Origin of the sequence: Edaphobacter sp. 4G125 (assembly GCF_014274685.1) — a bacterium.
Lineage (GTDB): Bacteria > Acidobacteriota > Terriglobia > Terriglobales > Acidobacteriaceae > Edaphobacter.
Genome location: NZ_CP060393.1, coordinates 3,435,744 through 3,449,202, shown reverse-complemented (window position 1 = coordinate 3,449,202; position 13,459 = coordinate 3,435,744). Strand labels below are relative to the sequence as shown.

Genomic DNA, 13,459 nt, shown 5'->3' with positions numbered 1-13,459 from the left:
GAGCAATGGCGAAGGAGAAATTTGATCGTTCCAAACCGCATGTGAATATTGGGACGATTGGACACATTGATCACGGCAAGACGACGTTGACGGCGGCGATCACGAAGGTGTTGTCGAAGCACAACCCGAAGAACGCGTTCCGTTCGTTCGATACGATTGACAACGCTCCTGAGGAGCGTGAGCGAGGTATCACGATTGCGACGTCGCACGTGGAGTATGAGACGGCGAACCGTCACTATGCTCACGTGGACTGCCCTGGCCACGCCGACTACATCAAGAACATGATTACGGGAGCGGCGCAGATGGACGGCGCGATCCTGGTGGTGGCGGCGACGGACGGTCCGATGCCGCAGACCAAGGAGCACGTTCTGCTGGCCCGTCAGGTCGGTGTACCGTACATCGTGGTGTTCCTGAACAAGTGCGATGCGGTGGAAGATGCGGAGCTGGTAGACCTGGTGGAGATGGAAGTCCGCGAGCTTCTGTCGAAGTACGACTTCCCGGGCGACGATGTTCCTGTGATCCGCGGTTCGGCGCTTGGTGCGTTGAACGGCGAGGCACAGTGGGAGCAGAAGATCGACGAACTGATGCAGGCGGTGGACGACAACGTTCCCCAGCCGGACCGCATGGTGGACCTGCCGTTCCTGATGCCGATCGAAGACATCTTCTCGATCTCGGGCCGCGGTACTGTGGTGACGGGCCGTATCGAGCGCGGCAAGGTGAAGGTGGGCGAGGCGGTCCAGATCGTGGGCTTCCGGGACACGCAGAACACGACCGTGACCGGTGTTGAGATGTTCAAGAAGCAGCTGGACGAAGGTCTGGCGGGCGACAACGCGGGTCTCCTTCTGCGCGGAACGGCGAAGGAAGATGTGGAGCGCGGCATGGTGTTGGCCAAGCCGGGTTCGATCACTCCGCACACGCAGTTCAAGGGTGAGGTTTACGTGTTGTCGAAGGAAGAAGGCGGACGTCACACCCCGTTCTTCAATGGCTATCGTCCCCAGTTCTACTTCCGTACGACGGACGTGACGGGTACGGCGAAGCTTCCGGAAGGCACCGAGATGGTGATGCCGGGCGACAACATCCAGCTGGAGATCACACTGCTGACTCCGGTGGCGATGGAGAAGGGCCTGCGCTTCGCGATCCGCGAAGGCGGAAGAACCGTCGGCGCCGGTACCATCTCCGAAATCATCAAGTAAGACCTCTCGAACTAATAAGAACTGGCGGCGAGCTTCGGCTCGCCGCCTTTGACTAAAGGCTTTTTATTTTCCGTGGTTTGTTCCCTAATCTGGGACTTCGTGGGATAATAAAAGACGGAAGAGCGTGGCCTGACCGCTCCTCTCTCCGTACACAATTCAGGACTTGGCAGCAGGGGCCAATAAGCCCTGCGTCGCGGCGTGTCAGGTGGGAAGATGAAACCTTCCCAAACGACAAGTTGCTTGCCAGCCAAAGCGACTGGCCACGTTAGAAGGAGATTTAACAAATGCGCGAGATCATCACTTTGCAGTGCCCCGAGTGCAAGAACCGGAACTACTCCACGACGAAGAACAAGAAGACGACGACAGGTCGTCTGGAATTCTCAAAGTTCTGCAACACCTGCCGGAAGCACACGGCGCACAAAGAGACGAAGTAGGACTGGCCGTCCAGGGGGAAGCGCTTCGCGCGGGAACTTTCGGACGATTCCGTACTTTGGGGGAGTAAGCTCAACGGTTAAACTGCCGGTCTCCAAAACCGGACTTCTCGGTTCGAATCCGAGCTCCCCCGCCACCTGCCTGAGGCCGATCATGCAGGGCGAAGAAAAGAAACTTCGGTCATAGAAGATTTGAGGCGGCATTATGGCCAAGACAGTAGCGGTAGCTGAACAGCAGACCAACACCGGAGTCCAGCAGATCAAATCGCTGCCGGAGCGGATCAGCAGCTTTCTGAGAGACGTGCGTAGCGAGATGCGCAAGGTAGTCTGGCCGAACCGCGCGGATGTGCAGTCGATGACGGTTGTGGTCATCGTCACAGTGTTTGTCTTTGCAGCGTACTTCTGGTTGGTGGATAACGTGATTGGACGCGCTGTTGAGGCTGTGCTCGGGGCGGCTACGAAATAGATTCAGAGATATAAACCGATGCGTGAAGAAGGCATAAGCATGGCTGAAGAGCAACAGAATCCGGAAGAGCAGAACCCTGAAGCGTTGAATGCGGGGAGCGATTCATCCTCGGAACAGCCAGCCGACCAGCTGGCCCCGCCAGTGAACGAGAGCTTCAAATGGTACATTATTCATGCCTATTCGGGCTTTGAGCGCAAGGTGCGCGAGTCCCTGGAGAGTCGTATCGCTGCTTTCGGCCTGCAGAACAAGATTGGCCGGATCATGATTCCGACCGAGCCTGTCACCGAGATTCGTAATGGTAAGAAGTACACCATCGAGCGCGTCTTCCTTCCTGGCTATGTTCTGATCGAGATGGATCTCGACAATGATCTCTGGCATGTGATCAAGAACACGCCGCGGGTCACGGGTTTTTTGGGAACCGGGGATAATCCCGTTGCCTTGTCAGAGCAGGAAGTCAGTTCGATTCTCTTCCGTTCGGATGTCTCCAAGGAGAAGCCGACGCTCAAGATCAAGTTTGATAAGGGCGAGCAGGTTCGCATCAACGAAGGCCCGTTTGCAAACTTTACCGGAGCAGTCGATGAGATCAACGAAGACAAGCAGACGCTCAAGGTAATGGTCAGCATCTTCGGCCGCTCGACCCCGGTCGAGATCGAGTTTTCGAAGGTCGACAAGGTCGTCGAATAAGGATTTAGGATCGCGCAAGGAACGAGCGCGATCTGGAAGTGAGTTTTGAATTTCAAATTAAGCGTGATGGCCGTGAGGCCGCCGCTGGAAGCATAAGAGGATTCATCGATGGCACCGAAGAAGGTAACTGGATACGTCAAACTGCAGATCGTCGCCGGCAAGGCAACACCTGCACCGCCCGTAGGCCCCGCGCTTGGTCAGGCCCAGGTCAACATCATGGAGTTCTGCAAGCAGTTCAACGACCGCACTAGCAAAGATCCGGCTCTGGCTGGCCTCACGGTTCCGGTAGTGATTTCGGTCTACGCTGACCGCACCTTCAGCTTTGTCACCAAGACGCCTCCAGCGCCTGTGCTTCTATTGAAGGCAGCCGGCATCGAAAAGGGTTCGGGCACTCCGAACAAAGAGAAGAAGGGCAAGGTTACCGAGAAGCAGATTCTCGAGATCGCCAAGCAGAAGATGCCCGACATGAATGCTGCCTCCGTCGAGGCCGCGGCGAAGACGATTCGCGGTACCGCCCGCTCGATGGGCATCGATGTCGTCGCATAAGCAAATTTTCTGTTCTGAACACGAGAGAGCGCCTGACAACCAGGTGCTCTTTTATTTTTAATTACTTTTCCCCTCGGCCCACATATCGATAAATGGCGCACAGTTCATCGCCGGTTGAGCCGTATTCGGTCTGCTGCGCGATGGCCTCCAGGTCGGCTGTATGATCTTCCGTACTCATGGGGACTGTTCCTTGCCAAAGCAGATGGAATGCCGGATGACGATCAAGGAGAGCGCCGTGTTCGGCGTTGACGTAGAGAAGATCCAGAGAGCCTCTACGGTTTGAGAATGCAGTTTCGATTCGACGAAGTAAAGGCTTGAGAACAGGCTCTTCGAATGGGTGAAAGAGAAAGACTACTGTTGGGTTGACAGGAAGCGGCAGATTGAGTGCGTCATCGTGCACGATCTGAATGGGAGCTATTGCGTCAGCTGTAGGGTCATCTCTATGCGCCTTGCTCCAGAGTGCTACATTGGCTTCCGCAATCGTAACCATCGCAGGATTCAGTTCGACCCCGACAACTTGCCGGAAGGGGAGCTCGCTGGCGAGCAGGACGGCTCGCCCTTTGCCTGATCCAATATCCAGGAAGGTGTAGTCGGTGATGTGGTACGGCGGATTCGTTTTGCGCCAGCGGTCAATCAGTGAGCGGAGAATCGAAGGCGCAACGGCGTAGTAGGCAGTAACGTGCTCGTCGTTCGGATGGCCGGTTACGAGATCACGCGCAGGAACGAGTCCGCTGGTGTCGGTTTCGTGAACCTGATCGAAGGGGTGGATGGGCATCGAGGCGGCTTTGAGAAGGTCGCGGGAGCGGATGGGCGCGGCTTTGGTTTTGGAGCTTGAGGACATATCAGCGAATCTGAACCAGGTTGGGATTGCCATCGAGGCCGAGGATGCGACGGCCCTCCGGAGTGATTTGCTGAGGTGTCCAGACAGGTTGAGGAATGATGAGAGTGGTTACTTCACCGGCCTCTTCCATGCCTGCCAGTCGATTACGAATCTGTTCTGTAATCTGCGCTTCAGTCTGCTCGCTGGGATGACTCAGAACCAGCTCAATCTGGATACGATGTTTTTGTGGGACTCCTGGAATCCCGGCGCCGGGAGCTCCAGGATCAGGTGCGACGCGAATGCGGCGGATGAGTCCGAGATCGACGATATTACATGGCAGGGTTGGATCATAACAGTTGCGCAGCGCGATGAGGATATCGGGTTCCGTAAGCATTCCTGTTTCGATGATAGTCGCACGGAACGTTGATTTAAGTCGCCCAAGTCGTATTTGGGCTGACGACGCGCATATTTCGCTAAGAACTTTGAACGAATAAGCCATTCGTTTTCTGTAGGGTCGAGATAAATTCACATATTTCTTCAGATAAGGGTGTCAAGTCCTGAATCGCTCAAGCGTACTGAAACGTCTGAATAGAGATTAGTTTTTACGATGCGTATTTTACGAGCGTTTTTCTTTGTCCTTTTTCTCTTTTCGATCCGCGCGCTGGGACAGCAGCTCTCCGCGCCAGAGCCGCAGGCTGGAAGAATTATCGGTACGGTAACCGATACGAATGATGATGCAGTGCCAGGCGCAACGGTCGTGCTTGAAGGGCTGGCTTCTCAGCCTCGACCTGATGTTATTACGAATGGTGATGGATTTTTCCAGTTGGTCAATGTCCCTTCAGCTGCTCCTTATCGCGTAAAAGTAAGCGCGAAAGGCTTTTCGGACTGGGCATCGCCAGAGATAACCCTCAAACCTGGCCAGGATTTGGATCTTGCCCAGATCAAATTGACCATTGCGGTCGTAGAAACCACTGTCAGCGCAATCTCTCAGGAAGAACTCGCAGCAGAGCAGGTGAAAGATGCAGAGAAGCAACGCGTCCTGGGGGTGATTCCTAATTTTTATGTAGCGTACGATCCGCGGACGGTTCCGCTCACCTCCACGTTGAAGTTCAAGCTTGCTCTGCGGGCGGCTACCGACGCGGTCAGTATCGGCGGAGCGGCGTTTCTTGCCGGCATCGATCAGGCAGCAGATACGCCAGCGTATCAACAAGGAGCGAAAGGATACGGTCAGCGATTTGGCGCTGTATACGCGGATGGGATCACTAATATTATGATCGGTGGGGCGATTCTCCCTTCGCTTCTGCACCAGGACCCGCGCTATTTCTACCAAGGAACAGGCACTACAAAATCGCGTTTTCTTCACGCTGTCTCGGCCCCTTTCTGGTGTAAGAACGACAATGAAAAATGGGGATTTAATTATTCGAGTATCGGCGGGGATTTTGCCTCCTCGGCGCTCTCCAACCTCTACTATCCGAAGCAAGATCGTGGCGTGGGACTGGCCATCGGCAATGTCGGGATCATCACCGGTGGACGCATTGCCAATGCGCTGGCACAGGAGTTCGTTCTTCCTCGATTTACCAAACACGCCAAAGGGCAGGATTAAAGGGGGTCGGAATCCACCGATATATTTCTCCTGATGAAGAAGAGGCGCGACGCAGAAATCAGTGCTGAGGGACGGTGGTTCCGGGGTTCATCGAAGGATTCGTTTCCCCTGAAGAGGAATCTTTGACCGTGCTCATTCCGGGCAGGATGGTTGAGGTCGCTTTGAACTTGCGGTAATCGGAGTTTGTGACCAAGATGCTTCCGTTGAAGCTGACAAAGAGCATTACCCGTGCGCTTCCATGACCTTCAATGCGTGAAGGAAGCCAGACCTCATCGTTGATCTTGATCTGGTCCATGGAGAAGCTTGTCCCTTTCTTAATAGACATTACGATCCCTGCACCGACCTTGAATGAATTGGCGAATTGACCTTCCAGATGAGTGATCGTGCGGTCCTGCTCATCGATCCAGAGAGTTCCAGAGAGATCGCGGATCACGTCTTCCATGCGGTTGCGTGTCTTTGCTTTGGGGTTACCAGCGTAGTCGATTGCGATCGTTTCGCGTCCATTTTGCTTAACTCTTCGAGGATTCGTGAAATTGCCAAGTTCCAGGAAGCGGGAGACCGTTATTTCCTCGTTGCCATGTGAGTCAGTTTCGACACCTTTAGTTTTGGCTTTGGTCTTTCGCTCCTTTGCTTTCGCAACCTCTTTGTCGATCCGTTCGCCTTCTTTTCGTTGTTCCTCTGCAGTTAGATCTTTGCCATCTTTACGCGTGAGCTTCTGAACTTCTACTCCGTTGAGCCAGAAGACGTCGTATTCATGGGTCACGGCTTTTTTCCCATCGCTTCGTTGCTGCTGTACGACTTCGTGATAGATGTAGTCCTTCTGGATATGTTCAGATGCGCGCTGATGCTTCTCTACTTCGTGCATAAGCTCTGAAATGTCCGGAAGTGGGCGATCTGGTTCAGCAACTGGAGAGAGAGTTTGTCCCGAAAAAGTGGTCGCAGTCAGCGCGGCGACGAGGATCGATAACCTGAAGAAGGTCAGCTTCATTTAAACTCTTCAGGTGGCTCGTGCGGTGTGATCTCCCGCGCATAAATTTGGTAGGAAATCTTAGGTGGCTCTTCACTTGTGTGAAGAGCACGCACGCGAGCGCGGATAGCTTCATCAGCTGCCGTGATGCGTTCGCGTGAACGAAGGTAATCGAGCCAGGACTCCATCAGGAAGGTTTCGTTGAGGTGTTCGGGATCGACGACATCACGATAGATTCCCCAGCGGATCGCTCCATCTCGCAAACGTACGCCACGAAGCTGATGGATCGCATGAGTGAACTCTGAGTAGCGCTCTACTGGAATGCGGTAATCAATGGAGATGCGGACAGGTCCTTCATGAACCAGGTCATCGGCTTGTGCGACTGAGTCTGCCAGTTGGAACTGGCTGGGTTGCACAGTTGAGCGAGCAGAACGAAAAGGCGTATGGTCCGGTAGCGGGCCCTGCAAAATATGGAACCGGCGAATCGCAGGATAGCTGATGGCAAGTCCGCAGGCTGATGCTGCCAGCGCAATTGGCGTGGAGGTATGTTCAGCGACAAAACCCCAGAGAATAGAACCGAGCGCCATACCTCCCTGGAAGGTCATCAAATATGTTCCCAGCGCGCGTGCTTGTACCCATGCTGGCACTGAAAGCTGCACTGAGGTGTTCAGTGTGGACATGGTACTGGTCCATGCAAAGCCGGAGAGAATCAGAGTGGGAATGATTACGGCGGGGTAGTGTGCATAGGCTAGAACAAGCAACGTAATCACATCGTAAAAAGTGGAGACTGCAATGATGGTATCGGCAGAGATACGACGGCGGATGCGAGGAAGCTGTGTCGCTGCAATGACGGCTCCCAGACCAAGCGAGCCATTCAGAATGCCGTAACCGAGAGCCCCTTCGCTGAGATCTCGTTTGGCCACGACGGCGAGCAATGCCCAGATAGCCGAGACGAAGAAGGTAAATGTAAAAGCGCGGATTAGCGAAGACTGTAGCTCTGGCGCATAGCGGACGTAGCGCAGTCCCGTCATGATAGAGCCTGCAATGCGCTCTGACGGCAGGGCAGACTTGAACAGCGGTGTGCGCTTCCAGTTGAAGAGAACCCAGATCACCCCGGCGAACGATGCCGCGTTCAGGAAGAAGACCCAGCCCGCTCCAGTATGTACACTGACGAAGCCTGCGACCATCAATCCACCAAGCGCGGGCCCAACAGCGCGAGCGAGATTGTTCGAGGCCGCATTGAGTGCGACGGTATCGGGGATAAGCTCGCGTGGGACTAGCTCCGGAACAATGGCCTGCCACGCCGGGTTGTTCATGGCCGAGCCGATATTCAGCAGGAAGGTGAATGCAAGCAGTGTCCAGGGGGAGATATAGCCGATAAAGGTGAGCAGTGCAAGGATAGCAACCGAGACGAGCATCCATGCCTGCCAGAAGATGAGCAGCTTACGGCGATCAAAAATATCGGCTGTTGCTCCGGCAAGCAGACCCAGCATAAGAACTGGCAGAGACGCCGCTGTTTGCATAAGCGCGATCAACAAAGGTGAGGCTGTGAGCGAGGTCATCAGCCAGGTGCCGGCTGTGTCCTGCATCCAGGTGCCGACTGACGAGACAGTCGAAGCTATCCAGCGATCACGAAACAAACGGATGCGAAGTGGAGCAAAGCCGCTGGGAGTAGGGCTGGCGGCAGCGACGACAGGACCAGTATTGGGTGTCTCAAAAGGCATCGCGCTTTTCTAGTTTACGGGATATTGGAAGAGGGGTGAGAGCCATGGAGAGAACAGGCCAGAGCGCACGATCTATGAGCTGACTGACGTGGGACAGTAGACGCTGCTTGGGCGACTCTTGCTTGTTGGGATGCGCGCGGGATTGCGTATCTTAAACACCGTGTCGACTTCAAAATAAAAGATGCTGCAAAGCAACTACACCTTCGCAAGATCAAAGAACTTAGTACAGTCGCCCGGCAGATCCACGCATCTTCTTGACGACAGTCATTCCTTAAATAAAAAAGGTGTGCCGCCTGATTCAGAAGCGACACACCTTGTTCATTTTAGAAAAGGAGTTTCAACCCAAACTGAATCTGTCGTGATGTTGTTGCTGTTGCAGTAATAACGCCTGCAGTAGGACTGGCGACGACAGCCGCAGTTTGGTTCGAGGCACTCCCCTGGGTTGGTCCTGAGGTAAAGACCACCGGATTTGGAGTCGCGAAGTTCGTATGGTTTAGGACGTTGAAGAACTCCGCGCGGAACTGGGCGCGAACGTGCTCGGTAATCTGCGTGGCTTTCAGGAGCGAAAGATCGACATTCGTCAGTCGAGGCCCAGTGAGAGTATCGCGGCCAAGGTTCCCGACTGTGCCATAGGCCGGCGCAAGAAATGCGGTAGGGTCAAAGTACTGTTGAGGAGTACGCGGGTAAAGATTCCCGCGGAAGTTAGGGTTGATGTCAGGACGCACCGGATTGCGGGTATCTCCTGAGCCAGTCGGGTTATAGCCAAGCTGCGGTGAGAACGGAAATCCAGATTGCAGGGCAACGATCGTGCTCAGGGTCCATCCACTCGCAGCACGATTGGCAAGCCCGGTGAGATTCGATCCCACCAGATGACCTTGTCCTAACGGAAGATCATAAGTGCCGTTGATTGCTGCAAGGTGGCGGATATCGGTTGCTCCCGGACCATAGTCAATATTGGGGTTGGCTGGATAGGAGACGAACGCCGGCGTGTTCGCGCTGACGCTGGTGTTCCACGCAGAACCGTTATCCAGGTTCTTCGAAAAGGTATAGTTGCCACGAACTTGCAGGCCGCGGGTGAGGCTACGGCGCACATCCACCACTAGCCCGTTGTAGTTGCTGATGCCTTGCGAGATCCACGAAGTCGTATTCGCAACAGCAGGATTTACTTTGTTCGTCGTGGGATAGTAGATACGCCCATTCACAATCGTTGCTTCAGGTTCGTTGAGATCAGCCGAGAGAATTTGATGATAGCCGTGCGAACCGTTGTAGCCCACGGTAAGGGAAGTGTTGGGAGCGATCTGTTGCTCGATCTGGAGACTCCACGAAATGACGGTAGGAGTTGCGAGATCGGTCTGTACATTCGAGGGGGAGACGAGTGTTCCAGGTGAGGGTTTGGTTGAAGAGGTGATATTGAGACTCGAGACCGCAACGTTAGCAAGTGACAGAGTTGTGTTGTACGGCGCTGTCTGATCGAGGCGGTAGTTCAGGTTGTCGAGCAATGAATAGTGCATCCCGAAGCCTGCACGAATGCTGGTTTTCCCATCGCCATGCACATCCCAGGCCAGCCCAAGGCGAGGAGCTGGAAGGAACTTCGCTCGGTTGTCAGTAAGAGGCGAGGAGCCGGTGAACGGATTCGAGTTGATTACTCCATTAGTAAAGCCGTAGTTCGAGGCACGGCCCTGTGATTCATTGAAGCCGTTGGTGGATTCAATGCGCAAGCCAGCGCGTAACTCGAGTCGCGGTGTGAGCCGGATCGTATCTTCGAGATACCCTGCCCCCATCCATGATCTCCAGCCAAGACGCGTAGGAGAAGGAACAACGGTGAAGGTCTTTACGTTTCCTTGCAGGAAAGTTGTAAGGGAAGCGAAGGATGCCTGACCAAACTGATTCTGTGCAAGGTTGTCGTTCGACTGTAGACGCTGCAGCCATCCTCCGGCCTCGATCTGATGGCGGCCATGTGTCCAGAAGATATGGTCGTCGAAGGTGAAGAGATTACGCGTGGTGGCATTGTTCGAGCCTACGTTTGCTCCTGCTCCGGTGATCTGCGACGAGCCGTTGGAGGCAGTCGACCCCGCGATTACGATGGCCCCTACAGGCTTGCCTGCAACCCATCCAGGAACGTCGGCTCCTCCAAGAGGAGAGGAGGTGCCCAAAAAGAAGAACGATGCGCGCGAGAAACCGAAGCGAGCTGTGTTCAACAGTCGAGGGGAAAAGACATGTTGTTCTGAAGGCTGGCAACCTGTTCGCGAAGATCTTCGTTGATTGCCGCCAGAGGGTTCTGGGTAGGCGTGTCGGCGGTTGAGTCATCCACGGTGTAGACCGCGAAGAAGAGATCGCGAGGGCTGACGTTGTAGTCAAAACGTGCTGTTCCGAAGTCTTCTCGGATACGCTGAATAGGGTTGGAGTAAGCCAACGCGATTCCGGTCTGATTGCCTTTGGCATCCAGTAGCGCCGGTCCGTTTTGCTCGGGCCATAGGTTGAATAAAGGAGCGACTCCGGGCGCAACGCCGTAGTTCTTGCGCGAGCCAGAAGGATTATTCGGATCGGGCAGGTATCCCTGTCGAGCCAGTGTGTCCGGAACGAAGGTTACATCCGAGAGGCCCAGGTTCTGGCGATAACCCTCATAGTTGGCAAAGAGAAAAAGCTTGTCTCGGCGAATCGGACCCCCCAGCGAACCACCAAAGTTGTTTCGCTGGAACTGCGGAATATGCGCCTGGTCGAAGTAGTTGCGGGCATCTAGCGCAGAGTTGCGCAGGAATTCATAGGCTGAGCCGTGAAGGTTATTGGTTCCGGAGGCAGTCACGATGGAGATCTGTGCTCCCTGTCGCTTGCCATAGCTCGCGGAGTAGGTGTCAGTCACGACGTTAAACTCACGCACAGCATCTACACCCAGCAATTGTCCGCTGGTACCGCCTGGCGTCACGTTGATCAGCGATGCTCCAGTGTATTCAATACCGTTCAACAGGAAGAGATTGTCTTGTGGACGACGGCCGGAGATCGCGAACATATTCCCAACGGAAGAGTTCGAGGTCCCGATGCTGCCCGAGCGTTGGTTTGTGTAGTTCACGACGCCGGGATTCAACGTAATCAACTGATCGTAGCTGCGTCCATTCAGCGGAAGCTGCTTAATCTGGCGTTCGTCGACGAGTCCTGATATCTGTTGTGTCGAAAGATTGACGACAGCGGGCGTATCTTCTACGCTGACCTGCTGCTGCACCGCGTCGACGGTAAGCTGAATGTCGATCTGCTTGCTTTGGCCGACAGTCAATGAGATATCGGTACGGTGTTGTACGGAAAAGCCGTCGTGTTGCGCTGTAATCGTATAGGTCCCGATTGGGATAGATGGCGCCGAAAAGCGACCATCAGTCCCCGTGGCCAAATTCCGCTCATTGCCGGTCTCGTCGTTGTGGATTGTGACATGTGCTTCAGAGAGTGCTGCACCGGTTGGGTCTGTGATGATGCCGGAGAGAGTTCCTCCGACCACCTGTGCTTGCAACGGTGCGAGTGCAAATAAGGTATACAGAGCTGGAAGCAGAAGGGAAGCAAGCGTGAGCCTGCGGGTAGAGGTATACATAACGGTCTCCGCAAATTGTGTAGAGAGGTGCTCGCCTACGAGCGACGAGTCTCGTGAGTTGATCCGATTTTGAAAAGAAGGAGGCTGGTTCTCGCGTTACAAGCGACAACAACAGCGGTGCGAGGAAGGCAGGAGAAGAAGAGAGATTGTAGTCTGGGTCATCGCGCGACTCCGTAGCTATAGCTAACGTAAACGAGGCCAAGCGTGATAAGCGCGATAGCAATCTCACCGAGAATACCGACGATCAAAGGGCGCCATCCCTGACGTGTCAGATCTCGCAGGTTTGTTCGCAAACCCACGCCGGCGAAGGCCGGGAGGAAGGCCCACTTCGAAAGGTTCGCAAGACTGGTGAGCTGTGCGTGGGTGAAGAATCCTGCGGTCGCAAGAATCGATAGTGCGATAAAGCCAAGAATGAACTTTGGGAACTTGCGCCAAAGAAAGACACCCTTGTGTTCCACATCGGGAGCCAGCCCACGCGATGACCAATAGACTGCGTATGCCAGAACAACGAAGCCAAGAAATCCCGAACGCGCTGTTTTGGCCAGCACGGTCCAACGACCGGCTTCTTCTCCATAGAGCGCACCGGTTACGAGGGATTCGGCGGTGTTGTCGACCGCAAGCCCAGCCCACATACCGTATCCCTGTTGGCTCATATGGAGTGCATGGCCGATCGCCGGAAAGGTAAATAGGGCAATGGCACCGAGGGTAAGAATGGCGGCGATGGCGGTTGAGGTGTCTTCTTCCTCAGGCTCGATCGCTCCGCGAGCTGCCATGATGGCGGTTACGCCGCAGACACTGGAGCCGATCGCCAGCAACGAGGTAAGTTTCGGCGGAAGGCGAAAGATGCGGCCTAACAGGTGCATTGTCGAAAGCGACAGAATGAGCTCGACAGCAACTAAGGCCAGCGAGAGTCCGCCGATATGAAGGATGTCCTGGAGGAGAAAGCGCGCTCCAACGAGAACAATGCCTAGCTTCAGCCAGAGCTCATAGGTTGCGACTCCGGCTCGAAAAAACGATGCGACGCCGATTGTGTTGCTTACGGCCAGTCCAAGCAGAATGGCCCAGAGAACATATTCAATATGCGGGAAGGGAATTGATGGATATACAGTACGCAGGTGCGCAAAGGTGTGCTCCAGCAATTTCCCAAACAAGCCGATGCCGAACAGCAATGCAACGCCGGGCAGCACACGGAAGAACTGTGCGCTGAGCGTTGGCGCTGGAGCGGTGATCGGAATCGTTTGGACGGCCACGGAAGTGCGTTAGAACCAGACGGGAGGAAGAATATTGAAGCGGATCAACGCTGCAAGGGTCAGTGCAATCGCAACGGCGATCATGTCGATGTTGATGCGGCTGTTCGATACGTGAGGAGCTGCCATAAATGCCTCGAAATAAGCTTTTGTGGAGAAGTGCGCACGCAAATGAAAAAGCCCACGTGCGCTGAATGCTGCTAC

Annotated in this window: 11 protein-coding genes, 1 tRNA gene and 1 pseudogene; 7 read left to right on the top strand and 6 right to left on the bottom strand. The window is 54.7% G+C overall.

The genetic code is table 11. The features are described 5' to 3' along the window. Window positions 1-5 precede the first annotated feature (5 nt). The 6 genes from tuf (at window position 6) to rplK (ending at window position 3,320) form a co-directional block, all read left to right on the top strand. Window positions 6-1,193 carry an elongation factor Tu gene (gene tuf / locus H7846_RS14300; RefSeq protein WP_186692974.1) on the top strand — a complete coding sequence of 396 codons (1,188 nt, stop codon included), beginning with the start codon at window positions 6-8 and terminating at the stop codon, window positions 1,191-1,193. A gap of 284 nt (window positions 1,194-1,477) precedes the next feature. Further along, on the top strand, window positions 1,478-1,627 hold the full coding sequence (rpmG, locus tag H7846_RS14295; RefSeq protein ID WP_022844519.1) for a 50S ribosomal protein L33: 150 nt from the start codon (window positions 1,478-1,480) through the stop codon (window positions 1,625-1,627). Between the two features lie 58 nt (window positions 1,628-1,685). Continuing rightward, a tRNA-Trp gene (locus H7846_RS14290) sits at window positions 1,686-1,761 on the top strand. 68 nt (window positions 1,762-1,829) lie between these two features. Further along, on the top strand, window positions 1,830-2,090 hold the full coding sequence (gene secE / locus H7846_RS14285) for a preprotein translocase subunit SecE (RefSeq protein WP_186692972.1): 261 nt from the start codon (window positions 1,830-1,832) through the stop codon (window positions 2,088-2,090). A gap of 39 nt (window positions 2,091-2,129) precedes the next feature. Continuing rightward, window positions 2,130-2,774 carry a transcription termination/antitermination protein NusG gene (gene nusG / locus H7846_RS14280; protein ID WP_186692971.1) on the top strand — a complete coding sequence of 215 codons (645 nt, stop codon included), beginning with the start codon at window positions 2,130-2,132 and terminating at the stop codon, window positions 2,772-2,774. Window positions 2,775-2,882: 108 nt separating this feature from the next. Beyond that, complete coding sequence (gene rplK, locus H7846_RS14275; protein ID WP_186692970.1) at window positions 2,883-3,320, top strand: 50S ribosomal protein L11; 438 nt, start codon at window positions 2,883-2,885, stop codon at window positions 3,318-3,320. A gap of 61 nt (window positions 3,321-3,381) precedes the next feature. On the opposite strand, the gene H7846_RS14270 is transcribed toward rplK, so the two are convergent. Both H7846_RS14270 and H7846_RS14265 read right to left on the bottom strand, forming a co-directional pair. Further along, a complete protein-coding gene (locus H7846_RS14270) occupies window positions 3,382-4,161 on the bottom strand; it encodes a class I SAM-dependent methyltransferase (RefSeq protein ID WP_186692969.1) in 780 nt (259 codons plus the stop codon). Between the two features lies 1 nt (window position 4,162). Continuing rightward, a complete protein-coding gene (locus H7846_RS14265) occupies window positions 4,163-4,534 on the bottom strand; it encodes a metal-sulfur cluster assembly factor (RefSeq protein WP_186692968.1) in 372 nt (123 codons plus the stop codon). A gap of 213 nt (window positions 4,535-4,747) precedes the next feature. On the opposite strand from H7846_RS14265, the gene H7846_RS14260 reads away from it, so the two are divergent. Continuing rightward, window positions 4,748-5,743, top strand: coding sequence for a carboxypeptidase-like regulatory domain-containing protein (locus H7846_RS14260; protein ID WP_186692967.1), 996 nt, complete (start codon window positions 4,748-4,750; stop codon window positions 5,741-5,743). Window positions 5,744-5,801: 58 nt separating this feature from the next. On the opposite strand, the gene H7846_RS14255 is transcribed toward H7846_RS14260, so the two are convergent. The 4 genes and pseudogenes from H7846_RS14255 to H7846_RS14240 all read right to left on the bottom strand — a co-directional run bounded on the left by H7846_RS14255 (window position 5,802) and on the right by H7846_RS14240 (window position 13,258). After that, window positions 5,802-6,731: a hypothetical protein gene (locus tag H7846_RS14255; protein WP_186692966.1), complete on the bottom strand. Its 930-nt coding sequence runs from the start codon at window positions 6,729-6,731 to the stop codon at window positions 5,802-5,804. Further along, the gene (locus H7846_RS14250) at window positions 6,728-8,434 is read right to left on the bottom strand and encodes an MFS transporter (protein WP_186692965.1); all 1,707 of its coding nucleotides are present in this window, start codon (window positions 8,432-8,434) and stop codon (window positions 6,728-6,730) included. Before H7846_RS14250 ends, H7846_RS14255 begins: the two co-directional genes overlap by 4 nt. A gap of 323 nt (window positions 8,435-8,757) precedes the next feature. Beyond that, window positions 8,758-12,008: pseudogene (locus H7846_RS18190) on the bottom strand (carboxypeptidase regulatory-like domain-containing protein). A gap of 158 nt (window positions 12,009-12,166) precedes the next feature. Continuing rightward, on the bottom strand, window positions 12,167-13,258 hold the full coding sequence (locus H7846_RS14240) for a YeiH family protein (RefSeq protein WP_186692964.1): 1,092 nt from the start codon (window positions 13,256-13,258) through the stop codon (window positions 12,167-12,169). Window positions 13,259-13,459 lie beyond the last annotated feature (201 nt).